Genomic DNA, 24,222 nt, shown 5'->3' with positions numbered 1-24,222 from the left:
TCACCCCCTGTTTGGATCACCGCTTGCCCAGCACCCCCTCCAGTTCGTCCAGCGACGGCACCGACCTCGCCTTCAAAGCGCTCCTCGGCGTCCTCGCCGTCGTCATCCCAGCCGCCAACCTCGCCTGGGTCAGCGGCAACGCGACCACCTGGCTCACCGGCACGGGCCCCCAGGCCCCCTACCAGCCAGCCGACGCCCTCCTCCACCCCGACCGGCTCTGGCCCGGCCTGGGAGAAACGTCCCTGCTCGTGGGAACCCGGATCGCCCCCGCCGTGGTACTGATCGCCCTCGGCGTGATCGCCGCCCTGGCCTGGAACCGTCGCAAGAACAGCAGCGGTCGCACCCGGAAGGTCCAAGGAACGGCGAAGGCGAAGGACATCGAACCGCTGCTCGCCAAAGCGATGACCGCCAAGGCCCGCTCGCTGCGGCCGAGCCTCAAGGACGCGAAGACCATCGCCCCGTCCGACACCGGCATCCTTCTCGGCAATCTGCAGGGCACCCGGACCGAGGTACGGATGGGGTACGAGGACGTCGCCGTCGCCATCATGGCCCCCCGCTCCGGCAAAACCACCTCGCTGGCGATCCCCAGCATCCTCGCCGCCCCCGGCCCCGTCCTCCTCACGTCGAACAAGGCCGCGGGCGACGCCTACACCGCCACCTACGACCCGCGGTCCGAGGTAGGGCGGGTGTGGTCCATGGACCCACAGCAGATCGCCCACGCGGAGCGGACCATGTGGTGGAACCCCCTCGCCGGCGCGAAATCCCTCGACGGCGCCGGACGGCTCGCCGGACACTTCCTCGCCGCGTCCGTCGACGCAAGCCAGCAGGGCGACTTCTGGTCCAAGGCCGGATCCAACATCCTCAGCCAGTTGTTCCTGGCCGCAGCCCTCGACGAGCGGCCGATCACCGACGTCATGGACTGGCTCGCGTTCCCCGCCAACCGCGCCCCGCTCGACATCCTGCGCGACCACGGCTTCACCGCCGTCGCCGCCCAGCTCAAGGGCACAGTCGAAGGACCGCCGGAAACCCGCGACGGCATCTACGAGACCGCCCGCCAGTACGCCGCCGCCCTCCTCAATTCGGAGATCGCCGCCTGGGTCACCCCCCAGGACCAGATCGCGGAGTTCCGGCCCGCCGAGTTCGTGACCAGCTCTGACACGCTGTTCCTGCTGTCCAAGGACGGCGGCGGCGGAGCGTCCGCGCTGATCGCCGCGTGCGCGGACTCCGTGATGCGGGCGGCCACCGCCCAGGCCGAACGCGCCGGCGGGCGACTGGACCCGCCGATGCTGGCGATCCTCGACGAGGCCGCCAACGTGTGCAAAATTTCAGACCTTCCGGACCTGTACTCGCACCTCGGGTCCCGCGGAATCATCCCGATGACGATCCTCCAGAGTTACCGCCAGGGCCAGAAGGTCTGGGGCGACGCGGGCATGGACGCCATGTGGTCCGCCGCGACGATCAAGGTCATCGGCTCCGGTATCGACGACCCCGACTTCGCCGACAAGCTGAGCAGGCTGATCGGCGACCACGACGTCGAAACCAAGTCGACCTCCAGCTCCGATTCCGGGACCTCCACGAGCATCAGCATGCGGCAGGAACGGATCCTGCCCGCGGACGCGATCCGCGCTCTGCCCAAGGGCACCGCGCTTCTGTTCGGCACCGGTATGCGGGCCGCGATGCTCGACCTGCGGCCCTGGTACCAGGAGCCCGACGCCGACACCCTGTCCGCCGCGTCCGCCCGCGCGTCGAAGGCGATCACCGCCCGCGCCATCGCCAAAGCCACCAAGCCGGACTTCGGGAAGGCCGCATGACCCATCGGCCGCCCCTCGCCCTGGGCCAGTTGCTGGTCCTGGCCGACCAGGCGACCTGTCTCTCGGACGCCTTCCACCTGCTGGAACGCAATGAGGACCTGACCATGACCGTGATGTCGGCGCAGATCTGTACCGCCGAGGAACTCGCCCGGGACCTGGCCAAGTGGGATCACGCCGTCCACATCCTCAGCCACACCCACCCCACCCTGACGCAAGCCCGGACCGCCCTGCATGCCGTGACCCAGCACACCCGGCTCGCAGGCGAGCAACTCGGTGAAGCCCTGGTGACGCACGGCCGCCGACCAGACAGCCCCGAGACCAGCACCACTAGCGCTCAGTGGGATCACAAGCTGTGGTCCGCAGCCCACCAGCGGACACGTGCAGCCCGCAGCCTCCTCACTCTCGTACCGGCCACCTGCGTACAGGCCGCCGCCGCCCTCACCCACGCCGTCCCGCACACGGCCACCATCCAGGACATCGCCGCGACCCGGCAGGGATCCCTCTCCCCTCTCCAGAACGCCGCGCTGCGGGCCACCGCCGAAGGACACCTCTCACTGGCTGCCGTCGGCCCGTCCACGATCCTGCTCAACAACAGCGACCTCCGTCTGACCATGCGAACGGTCAACACTCTCGTGAACAGAGGGCTCGTCCAGTACGACAACGGCTACACCCGCGCCTGCACATGGCGTATCCGCCTCACTCCCGCAGGACGCGCTGCGTTGCTGAGCAGCCTCGCGCACCCGGTCCACGGCTCCACACCTTCTGCTGCGCCCGTTCCGCCTCCACCCCGACGACGAGCCGGCCGCTGCTGACCGAGGAAAGTACCCGCTCCGTACAAGCCCAGAGGTCTGGACAGCCCTGCCCCGCCCCGAGGGCAAAACCTCAGCCCGGCACCCGCCCGCCCCGCGCCCGAACCGCACGAGTACGGCCTCGCTACCTGACCCACCCCGCCCCCGCCCCCGAGGATCCCCCCTTGTTCTCCATCGCTCACCACGAGTGCATCACCTCCACCGACGACGGTTGGACCTTCGCCGCCCCCAACTCCCCTCGTCCCCGTACGGCACAGCAGTCGCAGACCAACGCCGGGGTCACCAGCCGCACCCGGATGGACCCCGAACTCCATGCCCGCTGACAACCTCCCGCCGGCGGCCGAATACGCGCCCGACGACCGGGTCATGGTCTCCCCCCGGTACATGGCCGGTGCCGGCGACCGGCTCGCCGACGCGATCGGCCCGTTGATCCACCTCTTCGGCTGGTCCACGCAGCATGACGCCACCACCGGACACCTCAAGATCGACAGCCCTGACGGCAGCATGTTCTGCGACTTCGACCCCGTCCATCCCCTTGGACAGTGCTGGACGATCACGCACCACGACCCGTACTGGGAAGTGCAGTTCAGCCACCAGGCCCCGCTGGAGGCGGTCGCCGCCGTCACCCAAGCACTGCCCCAGCTGCTCGGCGATACCCGTAACGCCGAGCGCATCCCGATCACAGATATGCCCATGGACCAGCTGGCGGCGCTCAACGGCTGGTCCATCGAGAGCGGCGGCCTGACCTCACCCGACTGGTACTGCCAGCTCCTGCACACGCCCGGCGAGGACATCACCTGGCGGGCCTGGCACGCCTTCTTCGAGAAGCAGCCGCTGGCCGCCTTCACCCGCGACGCCCCCGAGGGACTCGTCCGGAACTTCTTCGCCCACCTGGCCACGAAGACAGCGGTCGAACGGGCCTTCGCCGACGTGCCCCTCAGCACAAGGTACGAACACAGCGCTTTGATCACCCCGGTCCGCAGGGCTGTCATCAACCCTCACTTTGATCACTCCTTGGCGCAGCTCGACCGCCAGCGCCGCCGCTGACCATCCCCCGCGCTCGCCAGGAGCCTACGCCCTGACCAACAAGGAACCACGATTCCCGCAACTCCCGCTTTCCGCGCCGTCTCTCTCGGCGCCGGTATTCAGTCCAGCGCCATGCTCGCCCTCTCCGCCCGCGGCGTTCTCCCCAAGGTCGATTGCGCGATTTTTGCCGATACCGGCTGGGAGCCGAAAGCGGTCTACGACCACCTCGACCGTCTGGAACGCGAGATAGCACAACCCGCCGGGATACCCATCCTGCGGGTCTCCTCCGGAAATATCAGAGACGACGCACTCGACCCGGAACACCGGTTCGCCAGTATGCCGCTCTACATTCTCAATAAAGACGGCAAGCCTGGAATGACCCGGCGGCAGTGCACCGGCCAATATAAAATAAAGCCAATAAAGAGGCAGGTTCGCGAGCTTCTCGGCCATCCCTACCCCTCCCGAATACCGAAGGGGGTGTTCGTCGAGCAGTGGGTGGGAATCTCCACCGATGAGTTCCACCGGGCCAAGGACGCCGACGTCAAGTACATGCGAAACCGGCATCCTCTCATCACGGATATGGACTGGTCTCGTGCCGACTGCGTCCGCTACCTGACCTCGATCGGACTTGCCGAGACACCCAAATCCTCGTGCCTGGGATGTCCCTTCCACGGAAACGCCCAGTGGCGTGCCATCCGGGACCACAGCCCGGACGAGTGGGCGGATGTTGTGGAATTCGATGCGGCAATCCGCGAGGGGAATGCACGGGCGAACGCGACGGGCAACAAGCTGCTGGGGCAGGCATTCCTGCACCGTTCCCGGGTCCCGCTCGACCAGGCCCCGATCGACCATGTCACCGCCGCTGAATGGGCCGCCCTCCAGGAGGAGATCGGCGGCCTGGACACAGCCGAGCTGGAAGAGGGCGTGGCGGACGGCTGCTCCCCGTGGGCCTGCCGCGGCTCCGACCCGGTGCGGGACGACTTCGGACTGGCCGCGTGAGGCGGATCGTGCTGGATCTGTTCGCGGGTCCGGGCGGATGGTCGGTCCCCCTGCACCGGTGGGGAATCCGGGAGGTCGGGCTGGAATGGGACGAGTGGGCCTGCCGCACGCGGGCCGCCGCCGGGCTGCTCACCATCCGCACCGACATCGCCCAATACCCAACCTGGGTCTTCACCGGGCGCGTGGTAGGGCTGATCGCGTCCCCGCCGTGCCAGGCGTGGTCGATGGCCGGCAAGCGCCTCGGTCTGCTCGACCAGCCCCTGGTCCACCAGGCGGTCGCCGACCTCGCCGCCGGACGCGACACCCGCGAACAGCTCCTCACGGCGTGCCGTGATGAAAGATCGCTGCTGGCGGCCGAGCCGATGCGCTACCTCCACGCCCTCCACCGGAGCGGCGAACCGGAGTGGGTGGCCATGGAGGAAGTCCCCCACGTCCTCCCCCTGTGGAAGCAGTACGCCGAGATGCTCCGCACCTGGGGATTCTCGGTCTGGACCGGAATCCTGAACTCCGCCGACTACGGGGTCCCCCAGACGAGGAGGCGGGCGATTCTCCTCGCCTCCCGTACGCGGATCGCAGCACCTCCGCCGCCGACGCACGCCGCCGTCGCCGAGCCCGAATCGCTGTTCGGACCGGGCCGGGACCGCTGGGTCAGCATGGCCGAGGCCCTGGGCTGGGGCGCCACCGACCGTCCGGTGCCGACCGTGTGCGCGGGCGGCGGACCCGGGGGCGGGCCGGAGCCCTTCCCCTCCGGCTCCCGCAAGGCCCTGGCCGACGCCCGCGACCGCGGAACCTGGACGGCACGCCGGGACTCCGGCCTGGTGCTCGCCTCCCGCCGCGAAGGATCCGGTTGGGCCCAGCGGCACGGTGCCCGGGAGAACCGGCCCGCCGATGCCCCGGCACCCACGTTCACCGCCGAGGCACACCGCTGGTCGTGGAGTCTTCGGAGCAACAACCAGTCCAACGCCACCGTCCGGCCGGTGAGCGAGCCGGCAGGAACGTTGTTCTTCGGGCACCGGGCCAACGAGTGCGTCTGGGAGGCCGAGGCGGCGGATGGGGGTGCGGTGGAGTCGATCCGGATCACCGCCGCCGAGGCCGGCCTGCTGCAGACGTTCCCGGCCGCGTATCCGTGGCAGGGCAACAAGGGGCAGCAGTTCTCGCAGATCGGCAACGCTGTCCCCCCGCGGCTGGCGGTGCATCTGCTGGCCCCGCACGTCGGCCGGACCCTCACCCGCGACGACTTCACCCTGGCGGCCTGATGCCCGGACCCACCTCCGGCGAGGACTTCGACCTCGACGATATCCCGCCCGATCCACCGGTCCACCACGCCGAACAGGCCCTCCTCGGAGCCTTGCTGCTGGACCCGCACCGGCTCAAGACCATCGGCCCGCTGGCCCCCGAGCACTTCGCCAGCCCTGCGCACGCCGCCGTCTTCGCGGCCATGACCGGCCTCACCCCGCCCACCCCGGCCGTCCACGCCAAAGAGCCCGCGTGGATCACGGCCGTCCACTCCCGGGCCCGCGCGCAGTCACCCGGTCTGCAGCCTCCGTACCTGCACACCCTGGTCAGCTTCTGCCCCGTGCCCGAGCACGCCCCGGCATACGCGCGAATGGTCCGTGCCGGCCACGCCCGCCGCACCCTCCGTGCCCAGGCCGAGCACCTGACACAGGCCGCCACCGACCCGACTGCGCCCGACCCGGCCACCACCGCTATGGCCCACGCGGACGCCCTCACAGGGTTCCTCGACAACCTCGCGAGCCTCTTCCCGCCGCACCCCGGCTCGCTGCCCCGCACCCCGCTCCCGCCGCCGCCCGAACACGGCCGCGGGGACGAGGCGGCCTACGAGGAACGGGCCCTGCTCGCCTGCGCTGTCGCCCACCCCAAGACCCTGACCGCGATGCGGTGGCTCCAGGCCGACGACTTCGCCACCCCGCTGTACGGGCAGCTCTTCCGGTGCGTCGCCCAGCTCGCCCACTGCGGTGACGCGGTCGACCCGGTCACCGTGCTCTGGGAAGCCCAGCACCACGGTCTGATCCCGCCCCTCCCGCCGCGCGAGGTCCTCGACCTCCTGACCACCCCCGCCGGCGCGGCGGAACACTGGGGCGAACGGGTCCTGCGACGTTCCCTGCTCCACCAGGCCCGTGCCGCCGGGCTGCGGATCCGCGCGTACACCGACGACCCGGCCAACAGCGTCCACCAGCTCGTCACCGGCAGCCGCCGCGCCCTCGCCGACCTCACCGCCGTCCGCGCCCGCTGGCACCACGCCACCCGCCCCGCCCCCACGTCCATCGCAGCCCGCGCCGGTCCCCGGTCACCCCGAACAAAGCCGGCCAGCACCGTGCGGACCGGCCGATGAACCCAAGCCGAGAGAGCCCGATGCCCCACCCCGAGCCCGCCGTCCATGTCCGTCTAGCCCTCTACCCGGACCACCAGCCGGCGGTCACCGCCACGCTGACCGGTTCCGAGAACACCGCCGCGCGGGAGATCCTCCTGGCCCGCGGCTTCCGGGACACCGCCGCCGAGCCGGGGGTGATGGTGCTGGCCCGGATCGACCGGGAGGAGCCCTACTACGCCGCCCGGGCCGCCGAAGACCTCGCCCGGCACGGCTGCCACACCGTGATCGAACCCGCGCTCCAGGAGGAGATCGACACCGAGTGGACCTGGGGCAACTACCCCATGGACTGGCTGACCCGCGACGAGGTCCGGGAAGTGAGCGCAGCGGCCCAGGAGATCCACGACGACATCGCCTCCGGCCGCCTCACCATCCACCTGCACGCCCACGACGGGTGGACCACCGTCGCCGTCGGCACCCACCAGGACGGCCGCCACCTCCACCTCCACGGCGAAGACCACCTCAGGCAGATCAGCGGCGTGCACGGCACCGAGGCCGAGGCCGTGGCGGAATTCCACCGGCTCTACTCGGTCGCCGTCCGCCCCGGCCCCGCACCGGCCACCGAGACCGAACGCGCCGCAGCCGCAGCCCTCGCCGGTCCGCGTCCGGCCACCGCGTCAGAGCCGACCGGAACCTCTCCGGAGACCGCGCCCGCCCGCGTCCCCGCGCTGGAGGACCACGAGGCCGTCCTCGCCTCGTTCCTCGAAGCCCAGGGCGAGTGGGAGAAGTGGCGGACCTGGGACGACAACTGCACCTACGCCGTCCACGAATCACAGACCATTCGCGTCGAGTTCGACCACGAAGTCCGCCACCGGAGCGACACCGCCTGGACCGTTGCCGCCTACGAGACTCCCGTCGGCGAGCGCCTGTGGCACGCCACCGCCACCGCCGGCACTCCCGCCCCGATCATGAGCACCCTGCTCGAGAGCCTCACCAACGGGGACGACGCGTGGGGGCACGGCCCCACACCGGTCACCGAGAAGACCATCGCGGAAGCCACCCGCCCCCTCGGTGACGCCGGCTGGACCCACATCGCCGACGGGCACGGAATCACCCTCACCCCACCCGGCCCCCACCAGGCCGGCGTGCGGTTCGACCCGCTCGTCATACACCCCCACCCCGCCTGGACCCTGTGGAGCGGCAACCCCGACCGGCCCAACTGGGCCATCCGCCTGTCCCCGTACGCCCCCGCAGCCCTCCTGCAGGACCTCGCGGCCGAACTCGCCTACAACGCTCCCCTGTACACACCCCGCCCCAACCCCGCACCGCCTCGACGTACCTGGGCCGTCGCCCCCGCGCCGCCCCGATCGCCCTCCGCCCCCGCGCAGGGACGCTGACCCCGGTCGACAGCACCCCGGTAACCCGACCATGCAGCGGACTTATAGCAGGGGATGCCCGGTTCGCGAAATCGGGCATCCCCTGGACCATTGATTACTCCACCGCCACCCACTGTCCGCACCGTCGAAAGGCCACCGGCACGATCACCAGGCACAACAGCACACGGCCACGAAGAACGCGCCCGGTCTGTTCGCCGCTACGCCCCCGCGTACGCCAGGCGGAACAGCTCCCCGGCCCGCTCCAGGTCCCGCTCGGACCGGAGCTGGACCTCCAGGTCCCCCGTGCCGTGATGGCCGAGCCCCGTCACATCCCGGGTGAACCCTGGCACGAGATCGACCGCACCCGGGTGAACCTTCACGTAGGCGAGGAGCTTGTCCTGCCGCGCCGGCGGAATGCAGACGAAGTTCCGCAGCCGCCGGTAGGCGGTGTACTGCTTGCGCCGCACCGCCGCCACATCGCCCCCCAGACCGAGCAGCACCTCACCCACGGCCGCCGAGAGGTCGGCCATCGCCCCACCGGCCGCCCGGCGAGGCGACGCTGCAGCAGCACCCGCACCCCTTCGGCGGCGGGGCACTCCGGCATGCCCTGCGACAGAGGCAACGGTCTCCAGTGCGATGTGGTCATCGCCGTACATGCGGTAGCGGACGAGGTCGATGCTGCGCCGGTGCTCGCGCACAGCATGGACGTCGTAGCGGGTGAAGTCGCCGGCGACGCAGACCACCCGCGGGTTGCTCCACAGGATCTGCCCGGCCGCCTCGGAGCCGAGCCGGTCGCGCACCAAGCGCTGGAACTCCGCCTTGTGGTCCATCAGCCAGGCCAGATAGAACAGGCCCTGGTGGATGACCCCGGCGTCCGTCGCACGTTTGTACTCGACGATCACCGGCGACCCGTTCTCGTCGAGGCCCAGCGAGTCGATCCGCCCGCCGTGGACGGAACCGGTGCTGTACTCACTCGCCAGGAACCGCACCCCGAGCATCGTCTCCATGTGGGCCTCGACCAGGCCCTGAACATCCGCCTCAACCTCCGCCAGACGCGGCGTGATCTCCGTCACGTCGCACCTTATACTGAACAGCCTCAGACCCATCGCCCCCTATCAGAGATCATCTCCAGGGCGCAACGAGGACAAGGGCTGGATTATTTCGCGCCTGACCACACGAGCCTTCCTGGCGGGGAAAGCGCTACAATATGGACACAAAGCGCATCATCGGGCATTTCCTCTTGGCGGGATATTCGCGGGATCGCATCCCTGGCGAGGCGTCAGATAAGGTGCTGACCTGGGAAAACGCGGAATCAGCCAACGGCCTCCGGAGCCGTGGCTCTTCAGGGACGCCACGTTTCCTTATAGCGCGAGTTCGGCGACTGGGCCCCGAGAGTCCGAATCCTTTCCGGGCCGCGCTTCAGCCAGGGCTGCGGTTCTCCTCGCCTGTTGGTGCGGCTGTCATTCGCATGAGGGTGAGGCCGTCGAAGTCCATGGGTACTCTGCGGCGGCTGCCTGCAGTCCGGATGGCATAACCCTGTTCGGTCTGGGCCGGGTGGACGAGAATTGCTGCGCCGTCGCCGACGGTGTCGGTGACGGCCTGCCACAGGTGGTCGCGCACTCGGGTAGAAACGGCGCCGACGAAGATCCCGGGGACGACTTCCGTGGTCCATCGACTGAGGGCGCCGCGCAAGTGGTCGGGGACGGCGGTGGTGGCGAGTACGAGCATGGACGGCATCACTGTTCTCCCGAGCCGTAGTTAACTCCTGCGGGGAGGACTCCTCGCTTGGGGTCCCACAGGTGCACCATTTCGGTGTCCCGTCGTTCCGAGGCCGGGGTTGGCTGATCGGCTGTGACCGGGCTGCCGGGCGTGAGCAGGGACTGTACGTCGTGGACGATGCGCGGGAGTAGTTTCAGCAGCCGTAGGTTCTCGCGGAACCGGCGGCGGGCGTCCTGTTCAGGGTTGCCGGACTGGTGGAGTGCGAAGGCGAGGGGAAGTGTGGTTTCGGCTTTGTAGAGGTCGGCGATGTCGTAGACGAAGGCATGTTGTTTGCCTGCGTGGACGAATCCGAGTGCCGGTGAGAGGCCGAGCGCAAGCAGGGCTGCATGGACGATGCCGTAGAGGCAGGTGTTGGCCGAGGACAGGGCGAGGTTGACAGGGTCCTGGGCGTGCCATTGGTCGGGGTGGTAGTTGCGTCGGAATCGGCCGATGCCGTGCTGCTGGGCGAGGATTTTGTAGAGGGTCTTCATGCGCTGGCCTTCCATGCCGCGCAGTTGTTCCAGGGTGACGGTGTCGGGGAGTTCGGCGTCGTGGAAGCGCATCCGGTACATGCGGACGGCGACTTCGAGGCGTCGGGTCTGGTCGGTCCAGGTGGTGACTTGTTGCTCGAGCCAGTGGGTGGTGAGGGAGTCGGGGAGGATGCCGGCGTAGGCGCGTACGCCGCCTGCTCCGACGCAGACCACGCTGGTGCCGTGGCGGGCGAGGGTGGTGAGTGCCGGTGTGGTGATGGAGACGCCGGGGCCGAGCAGTAGGCATGAGAGTGCGGCGGTGGGGATGTAGACGGTGTCGGTGCGGTCGTCGCTGGCCTGGATCTGGGCGCATACTCCGGTGTCGTCCTGGAGGACGCGGACCATGTCGAGGTAGAGGAAGGAGAGGGAGTCTGCGACGCGCGGGAGCATGGCGAGGGTCGGGGCTGCGAGGCGTCGGCGGGCGTCGCTGTTGCGGCCGGGCGGGTTCATGAGGCGGTGGCCGGGGCGAGGCTGAGGAGGCCGGCTCCGTAGGGTTTGGCCCGGCCGATGCCGTTCAGGAGGGCTTCAGTGAGGGCGGCGGGGTCGATGACGGCGGCGGTGCCGTCGTAGCGGAGGAGGCTGTGCCGCATGGGAGGGGCTTCGGCGCCTCGGGGGCGCACGGGATGGACGTTGGTGGGAGTGATGATGTGGAGGTCGAGGCCGGCGGTGTTTGCCCGGCGGTGCCACCACTGGTCGGCGTCGGCTCCGGAGAGGGGAACGATCCGGCCTCGGATGTTTACGTCGGCGTGTGGGGGGCGTTCGCGTTTTGAGGGGTTGACGACGATGCGGTATCGGACCGGGAGTCCGGCCCGGAGTGCGGTGAACATGGGTGCGAGGCTTTTGATCTGTGCGTGGCCGTATCCGTTGGGGAGTCCGGCGGGGTCGAGGCGGTGGGCCTGGACAAGGAGGGTGCTGGCGGTGTCGGTTTCGTCCACCCGGTACAGGAGTCCGGCGCGGTGGCGGGGTGAGGCGCCGAGGCCGTCGGGAACCATGCGCATGACGGTGCGGTGCATCTGGGTGGCGTCGCGGAGGTCGCGCTGGACCTCGCGGCTGTGCGGGTTGAGGCTAATGCGTGCGAGTACGGGGTGGTCGTTCATGCGGATTCCTCGGTCCGGGCGTATTCAATCAGGCGGTCCTGCAGTTCGCTCTTGGGCCCGGTCAGGCCGAGGGGCAGCTGCCTGGTGACCCGGTGGAGTCGGCGTACGCCGTGGGCGCGTGCGTGCTGGGCGAAGCTGAGGGGGATGTCGGTGACGTCGATGGTGTCGGCCGCCTGCGCGGGGTCTTCGGGTGCGGATTCGTAGAGGAACTCCACGCCGACGGTGTCTTCGCCGTGGTGGGGTGGTGTGGTGCGGGCGAGTGGGACGCGGGTGAGCAGTTCTTCTTCGGGGTCCGGGGCGTGGCAGCGCAGGACGAGTGGTTCGTCGGGTACACAGGAGCGGCGTCCCAGGTAGGGGGCCCAGTGGGGGCGGTCGAGGGCTTCGGCGAGGCGGGTTGCGGTCTTTTCGTCGGGCGTGGTGACGGCGACGACGAAGACGGCGTCGCTCAGGTAGTGGCGCCGGGTGATGACGGCCGCGCCTTTGTTGCTGCCGCCGCTGGTTGCGGCGGTGCGGGCTTTCGGCTGGCCGCCACCGACGGTGTGAAAGTCGACGAGGCGGTGGCCGGGGCGGTCGGTGCGGATGGTGAAACGGAGGCCGTCGTAGCGCTCCAGCCCTCCCTGGTTGCGGCTGATGCCTTCCGCCGCGGCAAGCATGCCGATGAGGCCGGAGCGGGTAGGGAAGGAAGCGGTGTCCCTGATGGTGGTGAAGGCGGAGCGTTCGCCCCAGGACTGGAGGGGGCCGGCGAGCCGTAGCAGCAGCCCGCTCATCCTGCGTCACCGGAGGTTGCCGGGAAGGCTGCGTCCACGGCCGTGCTGATGAGCGTGTCGTAGGAGGTGTGGCTTTCGCCCAGTCCGGCGAGCTGTTCGTCGGGGTTGATGGCGGCGTGCCCGTGGAAGTCTCGGCCGCGGTTGCCGGTGAGCCGGTTGATGTTCTCCGTGTACTTGGCGAGCGCTGTGCGGGAGGGCTGGGAGAAGCCGCCGTTGTGGGCGGTGACCGGGGTTTCGAAGGCTGCGGCGAGCGAGATCGGCCGGTGTTTGCGGACGGCCAGGTAGGCGAGGTCGGGCAGGGTGTGGGGGGCGGAGCTGGTGCGTTTGGCCTGGGGCAGCGAGTACAGGAAGTGCTCGGCGAACGAAGTCAGCACCGTGCGTGCGGCGTCGGTGTCGCCGTCCAGGTTGGTCACCAGGTCGGCGACGTTGACCGTGGCGTAGCGGTAGAAGACGCCCGCGCTGAACTCGGCGGTGTCGAGGTGTGCGCTTCCGGTGTCGGCCTGGCCGTGCCAGTCGTCGACGGCGGTGAAGTAGTCCCGCTGGGGCTCGGCGGTGTGGGTGGTGAAGGCGTGGGCGACTTGGGCGGCGCCGTCGACGTTGGCGCCGGGGAGTTCGGCGAGCATCCGGCCGAGCAGGCTGATGGAAGCTGTGCGGCGCTTGAGGATGGCCTCGATGCGCTCGGGGGGGAGTACTTTGCCAGGGCTTTTCTTTCCGAGGTTCTGTTCCAGGGCGTCGCGGTGTTCGGTGCAGACGGTTACCAGTTCGGTGATGGCGGCCTCGGGCACGAACAGCAGGGCGGAGGTGTGTCCTTCCTTCTCGGTGCCGATGCCCTTCTTTCCTGCGCTCGCGGCGACCTGCTGTCCGGCGAACTCGGCAAGTGCGCCAGGCCAGTTGTGGCTGTCGCCTGCGAGGGCCTTGCTTACCTGGGCGGGTACCAGGCGGGTGCGGGCGGCTTTCTCTCCGAGGTCTTCCTCGACGCCGTGGCGGATGGCCCTCTTCCAGGACTGGCTGGACACGCGGATGCGGGGGGTGCTGCCGTAGCGGACCTGTTTGGGGGAGCCGAGGTCGTCCCTGTTGAGGTTTGCCGCCGGAACGGACTGCAGGACGCTCAGGTCCAGGTAGAGGGTCATCGCTCGTTCTCCTCGGTCGTGCTGGGGGTCTCGGTGTCGTTCTCGGGATAGGCAGTACGGAAGTAGCTCTCCAGCCAGCGGGAACCGATCCGGTCGCGCCTGAGGTCCCACCAGGCGAGGTCGTCCAGAAGGACGGACCAGTCCACTGCGATTCCGCCGCTGAGCAGTTGCCGGGTCAGGGAGGGCAGTGTCGAGTGGACGGAGTCCGCGCTCTGCCGGGACATCAGGTGCAGGGTGCTCTCTGCTGTCGCCGGCTTGATCACCTTCGCGGATACGGCCTGTCCGAGCGAGACGCCCAGATCCGCTCTCACCCGGCGCGCGGACTCCCCGGAATCACCGGCCGCGCCGTTGAGGGGCTGGGGGGCACGGGCCACGCGGGGGCGGGCCGCGATCAGTGCGGCGACGGCGTAGTGGGCCCGCTTGGTGGCGGGATGCATGTTCTTCGCCGGGTCGTCGCGGTCATGGGTCCACGGGACCAGGTAGCGGTGCAGGTAGTTGCAGCGCTCGACGGGCAGCCCGAGACCTCGGCGCAGTTCCGCCCGTGTCCTGGGGGCTTCGCAGAGTCCGACGATGTAGGCGACGAAGCGTTCGGGAGTGCGTTCCTCCCTCTTCTTCGGCACGGTGACCGCGGGTTGAGTACTGGTCATTGGCTTCCTCGAAAGCGGTGGGATCGGTGCGCGCGCCGATCTCGACGCCGTGAGCGTCGGATCGGGTGCGGCCGGAGGTCGGTCCGTCAGTCCGCCGCGGGGCGGGGCAGGAGGCCGAGGAGGATGGCGCGGGCGCGATTGCGGGCGCGGGCCACGCGGATGTCGGCTCGGTTGGCCGGGCCGATCGCTTCGTCCAGGCAGTCGAGGGCGGCTTGCACGAAGGGCCGCTCGACCGGGTCAGCAGCCTCCTGTGGTGCGGTGAGCTTCCAGAACTCCCTTTCGGCGGCGGGCCAGTAGAGGGACCGGGCGGCCGCCGCCCAGGGCCCGGGCTTGCGCCGGTCGATCTTGATCTTGGCCTTGGGTGAGATGTCGGTGCCGGAGTCGGAGGCGATGCGCCAGGCGACCATGGCTGCGAACTCCAGCCGTTCTCCGGTCTCTTCGGCTGCGGTATGGCAGCGCCGCACGTGATACGCCATGGCACGGTCGGCTTCCTCCTGCCACTGCAAAACCGGCGGAGTCGTCGCCTGGAACCAGACGCTGTCCTTCTGCTGGCCGTCCTGGTCGAAGCCGTAGGCGCGGACACGGAGCTGCGACCGCAGGTTCCGGGGAAGGTACTCGAGCGCGGGCGGCCGCTGCACGTCCCTCCGGCTGTCCTTCAGCAGGAGAGAGTCCAGGTCCCGCCACAGTGCCCTCGCCCCGTCCGCCTCCCGGGGCTGGAACTCCCCGTCTTTGCGGCGCTCGAGGATCTGGAACGGGTCCCAGGCGGGGGCCGGCTTGTCGTGCGTCGACCAGGTGATGTAGGCGTCCGTGGCCGTCCGGCGGTCGGCCGACGGCACCAGCAGCACCGCGTGCCGGAAGCGTCCTGTCAGCAGACGCCTCGGCGAGGTCGGCGGCGGCAGCGGTTTCAGGGGGTGGAGAAGTTCCCCTTCCCACGCGGCGAAGTCCTGGGCTTCACGGTCGGCACCGGTCTGAGGGCTGGGCACAGCCAGTACCAGAGTCGTGAACAGGTCGGGTGCCCAGGGGAAGTAGGAGATGGATTTCCGCAGGGGTGCCGCGTCCCCGCTGCCGGCCCGCTCTTCTGTGATCCGCCGTGGTGTGCACTGGCCCGACGGCCCGAAGTACAGCTGGGCGATCAGATGCCAGGCCGCCTCGGCGGCGGGAACTGGGACCGGTTCCCTGTCCGTGAAGTGCCCGAACAGAACTGCTCCGTTGATGCCGGTCGGGCGGCCGAAGACCAGCTTGTTCACCCCGGACGGATTCGGTGCCCCCTTGGAGTCCACACACTCCTTCAGGAGACGGGGGTCCTGAAGAAACGGATAGTCATCGCTGAACAGATCGAATCGCCCTGACCTGCTCGGGTCGTCGAAGTACGAGTCGACGGCCTCCGGATCGAACAGCCCCTGGTCCAGTACGCGCTGACGCAGTGCGTACCAGGACGCGGCGTCACGTGCCGTGCCGGTACCGTCGAGCCGCATCCCCCTCTGTCCACCGATCGAGGCGGTCATCACCGCCAGAATCCGCAGGAGGCCCGATGCCGCGGGCGGCACCGGAAGCTCCAGGTCCGCGATCTCGTGAGCCCGCCGCAACAGCTCCCGGAAGCCGAACCGCATCTGCTCACCGGACCGCAACCGTACGGGAATCCATGGTTCGTCCCTCAGGTCGTACCCCAGCATCGACCACCGCCCCATCCTCGTTCCGGCGCAGCCCGGACCGCACTTCCAGGCATGCGACAACTCCCGCCAAACCGCCGGGGGAAGCCGTGCCGACATTCAAGCAGCCACCACTGACAACCGACCTGGAAACGTCCGTAAAGCCGCAGCCACACCGTCACGCAGAAGGTTCAAAACGATGCAGTGAAGGTGGAAGGGCCAGGGTTTCAGGGGTAGTTGGACGGTTGTGCAGCCACTCCTGTCGCCTTTAGGATCCGGGCCGGTAGCCCAGCATCGGGTGGTGGTACCACCACCCGCACACTCAGGAGAAGCCATGCAGCCGCCCGTCTTAACCCGCCCGTGGACAAGCGCCACTACCCCGGCGGTCATCGTGATCGCGGTGATCGTCGTCGTACTCGCCTCCAGGCCCGATCCCGCCACCGTCGGCGCCTGCAGCATGCTGCTGCTCACCGCGACCGAAACGTTCCGCCGTCTGACACACTGACGCTGCCAGTCCGCCACCCATGCCGATCCCACTGGCGATCCCCGCAGACGTGGGGGTGTTCCGGTGGAAGGGCCCGGGCAGTTCAGGTCTGCGCACAACTCCCCGCCTTAGTGGGGGCGCCCGACCGAACCGCGCCGCCCGTAATGTCAGGCGCGGACCAGGCCGAGGTCCACGTCCAGGCGCAGGATCATGCCACCGATGTCGACCGTCTGGGCCTGACCGTTGCGCACCGGCTGATACAGGACGCGGACGTCCCCCAGCATCGGGTGTCCCTCCCATGATCCCGGCGGGCTCACCAGCCCGTTCGCCTCCGCGCTCCTGAACCAGTCCGCCGACACCGGAATGGTGCGTCGCATGACCGCCCGCACTGCGGCCACCGGGATGCTGGTGTCCCCCTGCTGCTCCTTCGGCGGGTCGGGGAGCAGCTCGGTGCCGGCGAGATCGAGCGTCGCCCTCCCGTTCTGCTGGACATAGGCACACAACAGGCGCAGTGATGGTGCGCCCAGACGTGTGGCGGCCTCCCACTCGTCTTCTGTGCCGGGCAGCTTGTGCAGGTCGTGCAGCCCGCGAACCTCCCGCGCCCTGGGTACGGCAACCAAGGCGGCCTGGCCCCGTTCCGCCGCCTCCGTTCCGGCGTGAGCGGCCCAGGACTGCTGGTACTCGCCGCCCGGGGCGTCCCAGTCGAAGGACTCCACGCCGGTCCCGTGAACCGATTCGACCAGCTCCTGCACATCATCCGGAATGGACACCACCCCGCCGTCGAGCGACCGGAGCCGGGCAGACGTCAAGCGGAGGAGGTACTCGCTGTACACCTCGCCCCATCGTTTCGGGACCGTACCGGTTCCCACGAGGGGGTCGAGCACTACCAACCGCGGCGCCCGCGCCCAGCCGGGACGGCCGCGGTCCCCGGGATATCCATGGCGCGCCCACCAGTTCTCGTGCCGCCAGCACCGGCCGGCTCTCTGCAGGAGCAGGGCGAGCGGGGCGAGGTCGCTCACGACCAGGTCGGCGTCCAGGTCGAGGGACTGCTCCACGACCTGCGTGGCCACCACGATCCGGCGCTCGGGTCGCGGCCCCACGCGCCCGAGACCGTCGGTGACCCCCCGGGTCCGCGCCTCGCGGACGTTTCCGGGGAACCGGGCGTGCAGCAGATGCACGATTCCCCCGTCCTCGTGGGACCGGTCGTCGAACCGCTCCCGCAGACGGCGATAAGTCTCCTGAGCGTCGCCCACGGTGTTGCACACCACCAGCGCACTGCCACCCTCGCCCCGGGCCACCGGCTCCACAAGGCGTTCGACAACCGCCAGCCTGCCTCGCTCACCCACCGGTTCGACCCGCAGACCCAGTTCCATGTTCCGCTCGGCCGCCTGCTCCCGCCTCCGCCGGCCGGACATCGGCGTGCGGCGCCCCGTGGCACCGTCCACGTACAACCAGCCCGGATAGGGTGCCGAAGAAGGCAGGTCCTCCCGGCTCTCGCAGTCCGCCCCCGAGCCGTCCAGGTACTCCTTGAGCAGCCGCTCGCTGACCGAGACCGGCAGCGTGGCCGACAGCAGCACCACCGGCACGCCGTACACACCGAGCCAGTTCAGCAGCCGGCCCAGCAGCACCTGCATGTACGGCTCGTACGCGTGCGCCTCGTCGACGACCACCGTCTTCCCCGACAATCCCAGCAGTCGCAGCGCGTTGTGCCGTACCGGCAGCACAGCCATCAGCGCCTGGTCGACCGTCCCCACGGAAAACTGCGCCAGCAAAGGACGCTTCGGACCGCGCAGCCACCGGCGCGGGCGCATGTCCGCCTCCGCTCGCGAACTCCCGGCCGCACACTCGTCACCGTCACACGTCACCACGCCCGAACCGGGATCCAACTCCTCGTCCGAATAGGCGCTGTTCAGCCAGGCCATGCTATGGACGAGGGTCAGTCCGGCCCCCTGGCCCGACTGCCGCACCAGAGCCTTCGACACCCGCCCGTACATCTGATCGCTTGTCGCCGTCGTCGGCAGCAGAAACACCAGCCCACGCGTGCCGAAAGCCTCCGCCAGCACCTTCTCGGCCGTCAGCGCCCCTTCGGTCTTCCCGTCTCCCGGAGCAGTCGTTATCAACGCGACGCCACCGCGTCCACCGCCGCCGGCCACGGCGCCTGGCAGCTCCTCCATGATCGACCGCTGCAGAGGATTCGGGCCGCCCTCGATCCCGTACGCCTCACCGAAGCCCACATGTTCCAGGCAGACCGGTACCAGCCCCGCACCCTCCAACAGGCCGGGCGCGTCCGCGACGGACCGGGCGAAGTGCGCCTCCAGCGAAGATGCAAGCTGCCTCTGCCGCGTCCGCAGATAGTGCGTCTGACTGACCAGCCAGTCCGCCAGGATCACCACTCCCGTCACCAGCACGGCAGCCGGCGCGTCGAACGAAGACGGCGGAACCGGTGCGCCCAGCACTCCGTGGACAGCGGACGCGTGAGCGATGCGCTGCTGCGACCAGGCGAGCCCGCCCAGGAACGGTGAATCCCCCCAAGCCTCATTGCGGTGGAACCGTCCATGATGCCCACCAATGATCTCGGCGACGCGCTCCGTCGCCCAGGACCCCTCCACGTCGAAGCCGAGAACCTCCAGAACTTCTGCGGCTGCCTCCATTCCGGCCACATCGTGACCAAGACGGTCAGCCTCCATCCCCCGCCGACCCGATGCAAACGAAGTGCCAAGATGTTCCCGCCCATGCCGGGAACAGAACTGAAACCCCGATACCTTCCCGATATCGTGCAGCCCGGCGCACAAGCCGACCAGGCTCCGCGCCCGCTCCGGCTCACCGGCCAGACCCAAGCCCCGCTCAATAGTCCTTCGCTGGCCGTCCGACAAGTAGACATCCCACAAATGCAGCGCCATGGCAGCGGCGTCAGCCAAGTGCCTGACAAGCGGGTATGGAGGCAGCCCCGGATCCAGCCCTCGCGACTTCGCCCAAATCGACTCATCCGCCACAGCCCTGGGCACACCCATTCCCGCACAACCCCTCACGCGATCGCCAGCCAATGAGTCAAGCAGACCGCACCGACAACGGGCCCCATCCACACCACAGACCGAAGCATTCCGCCCCTCACAGCACCCGCCATCACAACCACCAGCCCCCGCGATACCCCACGGGATCCGCAGCTACAGTGAGGAAACTGCATCCGGGAGGCACAATGCGATCAGCAAAGGCAAAGCAAAGCCACTCCTAACGTGCAGGTCAGAAAGGGGTCCTCCCCACCGCGTGGGGGTGTTCCGGCCAACGCGATGGTCTCGTGGCTGAAGGGCCTGGTCCTCCCCACCGCGTGGGGGTGTTCCGTCTGGGCAGTTTTTGATGTGCGGATGGTGGGCGGTCCTCCCCACCGCGTGGGGGTGTTCCGACGAGGCCGTCACCCTCAGCCTGGCCTACGACGGTCCTCCCCACCGCGTGGGGGTGTTCCGTCGAAGGCGGCGTTCATCGCCACGAGCGGCGCGGTCCTCCCCACCGCGTGGGGGTGTTCCGAGGGCGTGGATCCGGGCGTCGAGCCCTTCGGCGGTCCTCCCCACCGCGTGGGGGTGTTCCGGCGGCGCACTCGGGCTGTACGGGGCAGGTGCGGGTCCTCCCCACCGCGTGGGGGTGTTCCGTACGCGGCGAGCCCTTCGGCCTGCTCGCGAGCGGTCCTCCCCACCGCGTGGGGGTGTTCCGGTGACGTGGATGTACACCCACCGTGGCGAGGCGGTCCTCCCCACCGCGTGGGGGTGTTCCGTCGACGGCCAGACCGCCAGTCATGCGGATCACGGTCCTCCCCACCGCGTGGGGGTGTTCCGCAGCCTGTGCCAGGCGGTGAGGGTGATCTCGCGGTCCTCCCCACCGCGTGGGGGTGTTCCGCCAGGTGTCGAGCGCGAACCGTTCGACAGTGAGGTCCTCCCCACCGCGTGGGGGTGTTCCGACACCGGCGCCGAAGTCCACAGTCACCACCACGGTCCTCCCCACCGCGTGGGGGTGTTCCGGTCGAGGCGGGCCAGGGCCGCCTCGGCGATGCGGTCCTCCCCACCGCGTGGGGGTGTTCCGACGGGCGGGAGCCCTCGGCAACCACCGGCCGCGGTCCTCCCCACCGCGTGGGGGTGTTCCGACCGCATCCGCGCCGCGTCGGCCCGCGCCCTTGGTCCTCCCCACCGCGTGGGGGTGTTCCGACGGAGACACCGCATGACCAGCACCATGGAATGGTCCTCCCCACCGCGTGGGGGTGTTCCGTCGAGTGGACCATCGCCCGGGCCGCACAGATGGGTCCTCCCCACCGCGTGGGGGTGTTCCGGCACGTGGCACGGCGGTGAAGGACGGGTGGGAGGTCCTCCCCACCGCGTGGGGGTGTTCCGAGGCCGAGGTACTCGGCCCGGGCGGCGATGATGGTCCTCCCCACCGCGTGGGGGTGTTCCGTCCGCCGCGTTCTCCGGGGGCAGCGGGGCCCGGGTCCTCCCCACCGCGTGGGGGTGTTCCGCCGCCCGCCGAGCCCGTGTCGGCGGCGGACCCGGTCCTCCCCACCGCGTGGGGGTGTTCCGGCCTTGTGGATGTGCTCACGGATCCGGCCCTCGGTCCTCCCCACCGCGTGGGGGTGTTCCGGTGCACTACCTGGGCACCGAATACCGCAGCCGGGTCCTCCCCACCGCGTGGGGGTGTTCCGGCACTGCGCACTGCTGAGTCGGCCAAGCAGCCGGTCCTCCCCACCGCGTGGGGGTGTTCCGACACAGGGCGAGCTGGCGCTCTACCCGCCGGAGGTCCTCCCCACCGCGTGGGGGTGTCCCGGCGCCGCAGGAGGGGCAGGGTGCGGCGGCGGGGGTCCTCCCCACCGCGTGGGGGTGTTCCGTCGAACGCCGGCCTTCGTGCTGTCCCCCTGACGGTCCTCCCCACCGCGTGGGGGTGTTCCGAACCCGGCCTGCTCCGCCCAGACCAGGGGCCAGGTCCTCCCCACCGCGTGGGGGTGTTCCGCGGGTGCGGTCCCGGGGCATGGGTGCTCCGGGGGTCCTCCCCACCGCGTGGGGGTGTTCCGACTTTCGGGCCGGTCGTCGTTAACTACGGCCCGGTCCTCCCCACCGCGTGGGGGTGTTCCGGAGCCTCCCATGGTCGAGATCTACGACAACAAGGTCCTCCCCACCGCGTGGGGGTGTTCCGCCCTTGAAACCGCAGACCCCGACCGGCCCCGCGGTCCTCCCCACCGCGTGGGGGTGTTCCGGGCTGATGGAGCTTTCCCACCCCCAGGCGCTGGGTCCTCCCCACCGCGTGGGGGTGTTCCGCACAGCTACCAGGACTAACACACGCACAGGGCGGTCCTCCCCACCGCGTGGGGGTGTTCCGTTGGCTCCAAGGGAGTGCCCAGGGGGGAACGAGGTCCTCCCCACCGCGTGGGGGTGTTCCGTCCCGCCGCCGACTGGACCAGTACGTGGAGCAGGTCCTCCCCACCGCGTGGGGGTGTTCCGACCTGCCGGTCGGCCGAGCCGAGGGCCCTGGCGTCCTCCCCACCGCGTGGGGGTGTTCCGGTGCGCTCCGCTGTGCTGGTTGCGCGCTGCGAGTCCTCCCCACCGCGTGGGGGTGTTCCGGTTATGGATGTCAGCAGGAACCGCCACCGGAGGTCCTCCCCACCGCGTGGGGGTGTTCCGCTCGATGGTGATGTACGTGTGGTCGACCCATCGTCCTCCCCACCGCGTGGGGGTGTTCCGCCCTCTCAAAGCGGGACATCCGCCGGGCCGCGGTCCTCCCCACCGCGTGGGGGTGTTCCGGAGCCCGCACCAGTGACCGACCCTACCCCCGCGTCCTCCCCACCGCGTGGGGGTGTTCCGCAGCAGTCCGGAGAGCGCCGCGCTCGGGGTGGGTCCTCCCCACCGCGTGGGGGTGTTCCGCAGCCGCAGGCCTTGTTCCGCATGCTCCCGTTGTCCTCCCCACCGCGTGGGGGTGTTCCGCCCGCCTACGAGTTCGGGACGGCGGCGCACACGTCCTCCCCACCGCGTGGGGGTGTTCCGGACAGGGGGGACAAGGTCGATGAGCTTGCTGCGTCCTCCCCACCGCGTGAGGGTGTTCCGCGCAGAACCATGACCGGGGGATGGTCCAGCGCGTCCTCCCCACCGCGTGGGGGTGTTCCGGCTGGAAGGTGACCGATCTGCGGGCGCGCCTGGTCCTCCCCACCGCGTGGGGGTGTTCCGGTGCGGCTCGATGAGGCCAACGTCCGCACCGAGTCCTCCCCACCGCGTGGGGGTGTTCCGTCGACGTTGACGACGACAAGGTGACCCGCGTGGTCCTCCCCACCGAGTGGGGGTGTTCCGTCCTCACCGCCGATGGTGATCTCCCCCGGGGTGTCCTCCCCACCGCGTGGGGGTGTTCCGGGGTCCGGTACGCCGATGGTCTGGCCGGGGACGTCCTCCCCACCGCGTGGGGGGTGTTCCGGCGGCGGTGAGGGCCCGTACGGTGCCCTCATGGTCCTCCCCACCGCGTGGGGGTGTTCCGACCCTCGCCCGTATCCAGGCCGGGCTCGACAAGTCCTCCCCACCGCGTGGGGGTGTTCCAGGCTGTCGACCGTGAGAACCTCGACGTGCTCTGGTCCTCCCCACCGCGTGGGGGTGTTCCGCCATTCAGGCACTGCCCGAAACGGGGTCGTCAGTCCTCCCCACCGCGTGGGGGTGTTCCGAGTTCCGCCGGTGGACACCGGAGGAGGTCGTCGTCCTCCCCACCGCGTGGGGGTGTTCCGGGCGACCGTGGCCATCTCCGACGACCCGGATGCGTCCTCCCCACCGCGTGGGGGTGTTCCGGTCATGTCGATGTCTTTCTTCGGCGTCCCGCTGTCCTCCCCACCGCGTGGGGGTGTTCCGTTCTTGGCGATGCGCTTCATGCCGTTGATGGAGTCCTCCCCACCGCGTGGGGGTGTTCCGTGGTCGGCGATCTCGTCGGAGATGGCGGCTTCCGTCCTCCCCACCGCGTGGGGGTGTTCCGAGAGACTCCGAGCCCATGAACATGCTCGTGCCGTCCTCCCCACCGCGTGGGGGTGTTCCGCACTGCTGGCCGAGAGGGAGGGTTCATGACCGGTCCTCCCCACCGCGTGGGGTTGTTCCGGTTCCGGCGATCAGACCCATGGCCGACGCTTCGTCCTCCCCACCGCGTGGGGGTGTTCCGGCGGGAACCAGTGAGCAAGAAACCCGGCGGGAGTCCTCCCCACCGCGTGGGGGTGTTCCGCTGGGCACGTCGCCGCGGGACAACGCCGCCGCGTCCTCCCCACCGCGTGGGGGTGTTCCGCAGGTGGCCGACTTCCAGGCCACGACCGCGAAGTCCTCCCCACCGCGTGGGGGTGTTCCGTTTTCCTGCTGCTCTCCTCACCGCGTACGGACACGGACCAGCCCACACCGCACCCCCATCCTCTGCATAGAGCCAAGAGAGTGACGACGGGCAGCGGGATTCCCCTGGGACTTATCTGGGACTTCCGGCTGCATCAACGGCCATGACCATGAAACAACCGAAAGAACATTTGTGCAGGTCAGCTGCGCGGTACCAGCAAACACGGCAGGTCACAGACCTGACTGGTCTCTTCCGCGACAACTGATCAGGACGATCCGGCTCGGTGCACTACTCCTTGTCGCACCACCACCGCAGGAAGGGACGCAACCGCCTACGGCACTGAGGGAATGACGGCTACAGGCGCCCTTCACGCAGAGTGAAGACCCGGCTCGAACGACGGCCGGCACCGAACCCCGGCGCTCGCCTGAGCCCTCTTGCGCTTGACGCTCATATGACGCTCGTGACCCAGAATCCGCCGCAACCGCGCTCACCA

18 protein-coding genes and 2 CRISPR repeat arrays are annotated in these 24,222 nt (G+C 69.6%); of the genes, 9 read left to right on the top strand and 9 right to left on the bottom strand.

Going from position 1 to position 24,222, the window contains the following annotated elements:
* The first annotated feature begins 23 nt into the window (after positions 1 to 23).
* The 8 genes from B7R87_RS26270 (at position 24) to B7R87_RS26235 (ending at position 8,371) form a co-directional block, all read left to right on the top strand.
* On the top strand, positions 24 to 1,811 hold the full coding sequence (locus tag B7R87_RS26270; RefSeq protein WP_040913818.1) for a type IV secretory system conjugative DNA transfer family protein: 1,788 nt from the start codon (positions 24 to 26) through the stop codon (positions 1,809 to 1,811).
* Positions 1,808 to 2,623: a hypothetical protein gene (locus B7R87_RS26265; RefSeq protein WP_006346012.1), complete on the top strand. Its 816-nt coding sequence runs from the start codon at positions 1,808 to 1,810 to the stop codon at positions 2,621 to 2,623. The genes B7R87_RS26270 and B7R87_RS26265 overlap by 4 nt, the downstream gene beginning before the upstream one ends.
* Before the next feature lie 161 nt (positions 2,624 to 2,784).
* Positions 2,785 to 2,943 (top strand): hypothetical protein, encoded by a 159-nt coding sequence (locus B7R87_RS26260; protein WP_157997807.1) that lies wholly within the window; start codon positions 2,785 to 2,787, stop codon positions 2,941 to 2,943.
* Complete coding sequence (locus B7R87_RS26255; protein WP_006346013.1) at positions 2,933 to 3,667, top strand: DUF317 domain-containing protein; 735 nt, start codon at positions 2,933 to 2,935, stop codon at positions 3,665 to 3,667. The genes B7R87_RS26260 and B7R87_RS26255 overlap by 11 nt, the downstream gene beginning before the upstream one ends.
* Before the next feature lie 111 nt (positions 3,668 to 3,778).
* Positions 3,779 to 4,645, top strand: coding sequence for an adenine nucleotide alpha hydrolase family protein (locus tag B7R87_RS26250; protein WP_100249062.1), 867 nt, complete (start codon positions 3,779 to 3,781; stop codon positions 4,643 to 4,645).
* Between the two features lie 5 nt (positions 4,646 to 4,650).
* On the top strand, positions 4,651 to 5,901 hold the full coding sequence (locus tag B7R87_RS26245; RefSeq protein WP_040913843.1) for a DNA cytosine methyltransferase: 1,251 nt from the start codon (positions 4,651 to 4,653) through the stop codon (positions 5,899 to 5,901).
* Entirely contained in the window at positions 5,901 to 6,998 is a 1,098-nt protein-coding gene (locus B7R87_RS26240; RefSeq protein ID WP_006346016.1) for a DnaB-like helicase N-terminal domain-containing protein, read from the top strand. Before B7R87_RS26245 ends, B7R87_RS26240 begins: the two co-directional genes overlap by 1 nt.
* A complete protein-coding gene (locus B7R87_RS26235) occupies positions 6,995 to 8,371 on the top strand; it encodes a DUF317 domain-containing protein (RefSeq protein ID WP_153227295.1) in 1,377 nt (458 codons plus the stop codon). The genes B7R87_RS26240 and B7R87_RS26235 overlap by 4 nt, the downstream gene beginning before the upstream one ends.
* Positions 8,372 to 8,568: 197 nt before the next feature.
* On the opposite strand, the gene B7R87_RS26230 is transcribed toward B7R87_RS26235, so the two are convergent.
* The 8 genes from B7R87_RS26230 to casA all read right to left on the bottom strand — a co-directional run bounded on the left by B7R87_RS26230 (position 8,569) and on the right by casA (position 15,952).
* Positions 8,569 to 9,456: a DUF5655 domain-containing protein gene (locus tag B7R87_RS26230; protein WP_040913819.1), complete on the bottom strand. Its 888-nt coding sequence runs from the start codon at positions 9,454 to 9,456 to the stop codon at positions 8,569 to 8,571.
* A gap of 313 nt (positions 9,457 to 9,769) precedes the next feature.
* Positions 9,770 to 10,087 carry a type I-E CRISPR-associated endoribonuclease Cas2e gene (gene cas2e, locus B7R87_RS26225; protein WP_006346019.1) on the bottom strand — a complete coding sequence of 106 codons (318 nt, stop codon included), beginning with the start codon at positions 10,085 to 10,087 and terminating at the stop codon, positions 9,770 to 9,772.
* Positions 10,087 to 11,028 carry a type I-E CRISPR-associated endonuclease Cas1e gene (gene cas1e / locus B7R87_RS26220; protein ID WP_006346020.1) on the bottom strand — a complete coding sequence of 314 codons (942 nt, stop codon included), beginning with the start codon at positions 11,026 to 11,028 and terminating at the stop codon, positions 10,087 to 10,089. Before cas1e ends, cas2e begins: the two co-directional genes overlap by 1 nt.
* A 56-nt stretch (positions 11,029 to 11,084) precedes the next feature.
* On the bottom strand, positions 11,085 to 11,735 hold the full coding sequence (locus tag B7R87_RS26215; protein WP_006346021.1) for a type I-E CRISPR-associated protein Cas6/Cse3/CasE: 651 nt from the start codon (positions 11,733 to 11,735) through the stop codon (positions 11,085 to 11,087).
* Entirely contained in the window at positions 11,732 to 12,502 is a 771-nt protein-coding gene (gene cas5e / locus B7R87_RS26210; protein ID WP_006346022.1) for a type I-E CRISPR-associated protein Cas5/CasD, read from the bottom strand. Before cas5e ends, B7R87_RS26215 begins: the two co-directional genes overlap by 4 nt.
* Entirely contained in the window at positions 12,499 to 13,632 is a 1,134-nt protein-coding gene (gene cas7e, locus B7R87_RS26205) for a type I-E CRISPR-associated protein Cas7/Cse4/CasC (protein ID WP_006346023.1), read from the bottom strand. The genes cas5e and cas7e overlap by 4 nt, the downstream gene beginning before the upstream one ends.
* The gene (gene casB, locus B7R87_RS26200; protein ID WP_006346024.1) at positions 13,629 to 14,279 is read right to left on the bottom strand and encodes a type I-E CRISPR-associated protein Cse2/CasB; all 651 of its coding nucleotides are present in this window, start codon (positions 14,277 to 14,279) and stop codon (positions 13,629 to 13,631) included. The genes cas7e and casB overlap by 4 nt, the downstream gene beginning before the upstream one ends.
* An 86-nt stretch (positions 14,280 to 14,365) precedes the next feature.
* Positions 14,366 to 15,952, bottom strand: a complete 1,587-nt coding sequence (gene casA / locus B7R87_RS26195; RefSeq protein ID WP_006346025.1) for a type I-E CRISPR-associated protein Cse1/CasA — start codon at positions 15,950 to 15,952, stop codon at positions 14,366 to 14,368.
* Between the two features lie 310 nt (positions 15,953 to 16,262).
* On the opposite strand from casA, the gene B7R87_RS26190 reads away from it, so the two are divergent.
* Positions 16,263 to 16,433 carry a hypothetical protein gene (locus B7R87_RS26190; protein ID WP_157997806.1) on the top strand — a complete coding sequence of 57 codons (171 nt, stop codon included), beginning with the start codon at positions 16,263 to 16,265 and terminating at the stop codon, positions 16,431 to 16,433.
* A 146-nt stretch (positions 16,434 to 16,579) separates the two neighbouring features.
* Here B7R87_RS26190 and cas3 read toward each other — a convergent pair whose 3' ends face one another.
* Positions 16,580 to 19,423, bottom strand: a complete 2,844-nt coding sequence (gene cas3, locus B7R87_RS26185) for a CRISPR-associated helicase Cas3' (protein WP_006346026.1) — start codon at positions 19,421 to 19,423, stop codon at positions 16,580 to 16,582.
* A 238-nt stretch (positions 19,424 to 19,661) separates the two neighbouring features.
* A CRISPR array of direct repeats spans positions 19,662 to 22,786; the repeat unit is 29 nt; unit sequence GGTCCTCCCCACCGCGTGGGGGTGTTCCG.
* Between the two features lie 91 nt (positions 22,787 to 22,877).
* A CRISPR array of direct repeats spans positions 22,878 to 23,750; the repeat unit is 29 nt; unit sequence GGTCCTCCCCACCGCGTGGGGGTGTTCCG.
* Positions 23,751 to 24,222 lie beyond the last annotated feature (472 nt).

This window comes from Streptomyces tsukubensis, from assembly GCF_003932715.1.
Lineage (GTDB): Bacteria > Actinomycetota > Actinomycetes > Streptomycetales > Streptomycetaceae > Streptomyces > Streptomyces tsukubensis.
This window is presented reverse-complemented; position numbering and strand designations above follow the sequence as displayed.

Excerpts from the sequence above, each read along its gene's own strand:
- B7R87_RS26265 (WP_006346012.1), top strand. The coding sequence starts at position 1,808 with ATGACCCATCGGCCGCCCCTCGCCCTGGGCCAGTTGCTGGTCCTGGCC.
- B7R87_RS26255 (WP_006346013.1), top strand. The coding sequence starts at position 2,933 with ATGCCCGCTGACAACCTCCCGCCGGCGGCCGAATACGCGCCCGACGAC.
- B7R87_RS26250 (WP_100249062.1), top strand. The coding sequence starts at position 3,779 with ATGCTCGCCCTCTCCGCCCGCGGCGTTCTCCCCAAGGTCGATTGCGCG.
- B7R87_RS26240 (WP_006346016.1), top strand. The coding sequence starts at position 5,901 with ATGCCCGGACCCACCTCCGGCGAGGACTTCGACCTCGACGATATCCCG.
- B7R87_RS26235 (WP_153227295.1), top strand. The coding sequence starts at position 6,995 with ATGAACCCAAGCCGAGAGAGCCCGATGCCCCACCCCGAGCCCGCCGTC.
- B7R87_RS26230 (WP_040913819.1), bottom strand. The coding sequence starts at position 9,456 with ATGGGTCTGAGGCTGTTCAGTATAAGGTGCGACGTGACGGAGATCACG.
- cas2e (WP_006346019.1), bottom strand. The coding sequence starts at position 10,087 with ATGCCGTCCATGCTCGTACTCGCCACCACCGCCGTCCCCGACCACTTG.
- cas1e (WP_006346020.1), bottom strand. The coding sequence starts at position 11,028 with ATGCTCCCGCGCGTCGCAGACTCCCTCTCCTTCCTCTACCTCGACATG.
- B7R87_RS26215 (WP_006346021.1), bottom strand. The coding sequence starts at position 11,735 with ATGAACGACCACCCCGTACTCGCACGCATTAGCCTCAACCCGCACAGC.
- cas5e (WP_006346022.1), bottom strand. The coding sequence starts at position 12,502 with ATGAGCGGGCTGCTGCTACGGCTCGCCGGCCCCCTCCAGTCCTGGGGC.
- cas7e (WP_006346023.1), bottom strand. The coding sequence starts at position 13,632 with ATGACCCTCTACCTGGACCTGAGCGTCCTGCAGTCCGTTCCGGCGGCA.
- casB (WP_006346024.1), bottom strand. The coding sequence starts at position 14,279 with ATGACCAGTACTCAACCCGCGGTCACCGTGCCGAAGAAGAGGGAGGAA.
- casA (WP_006346025.1), bottom strand. The coding sequence starts at position 15,952 with ATGCTGGGGTACGACCTGAGGGACGAACCATGGATTCCCGTACGGTTG.
- B7R87_RS26190 (WP_157997806.1), top strand. The coding sequence starts at position 16,263 with ATGCAGCCGCCCGTCTTAACCCGCCCGTGGACAAGCGCCACTACCCCG.
- cas3 (WP_006346026.1), bottom strand. The coding sequence starts at position 19,423 with ATGGGTGTGCCCAGGGCTGTGGCGGATGAGTCGATTTGGGCGAAGTCG.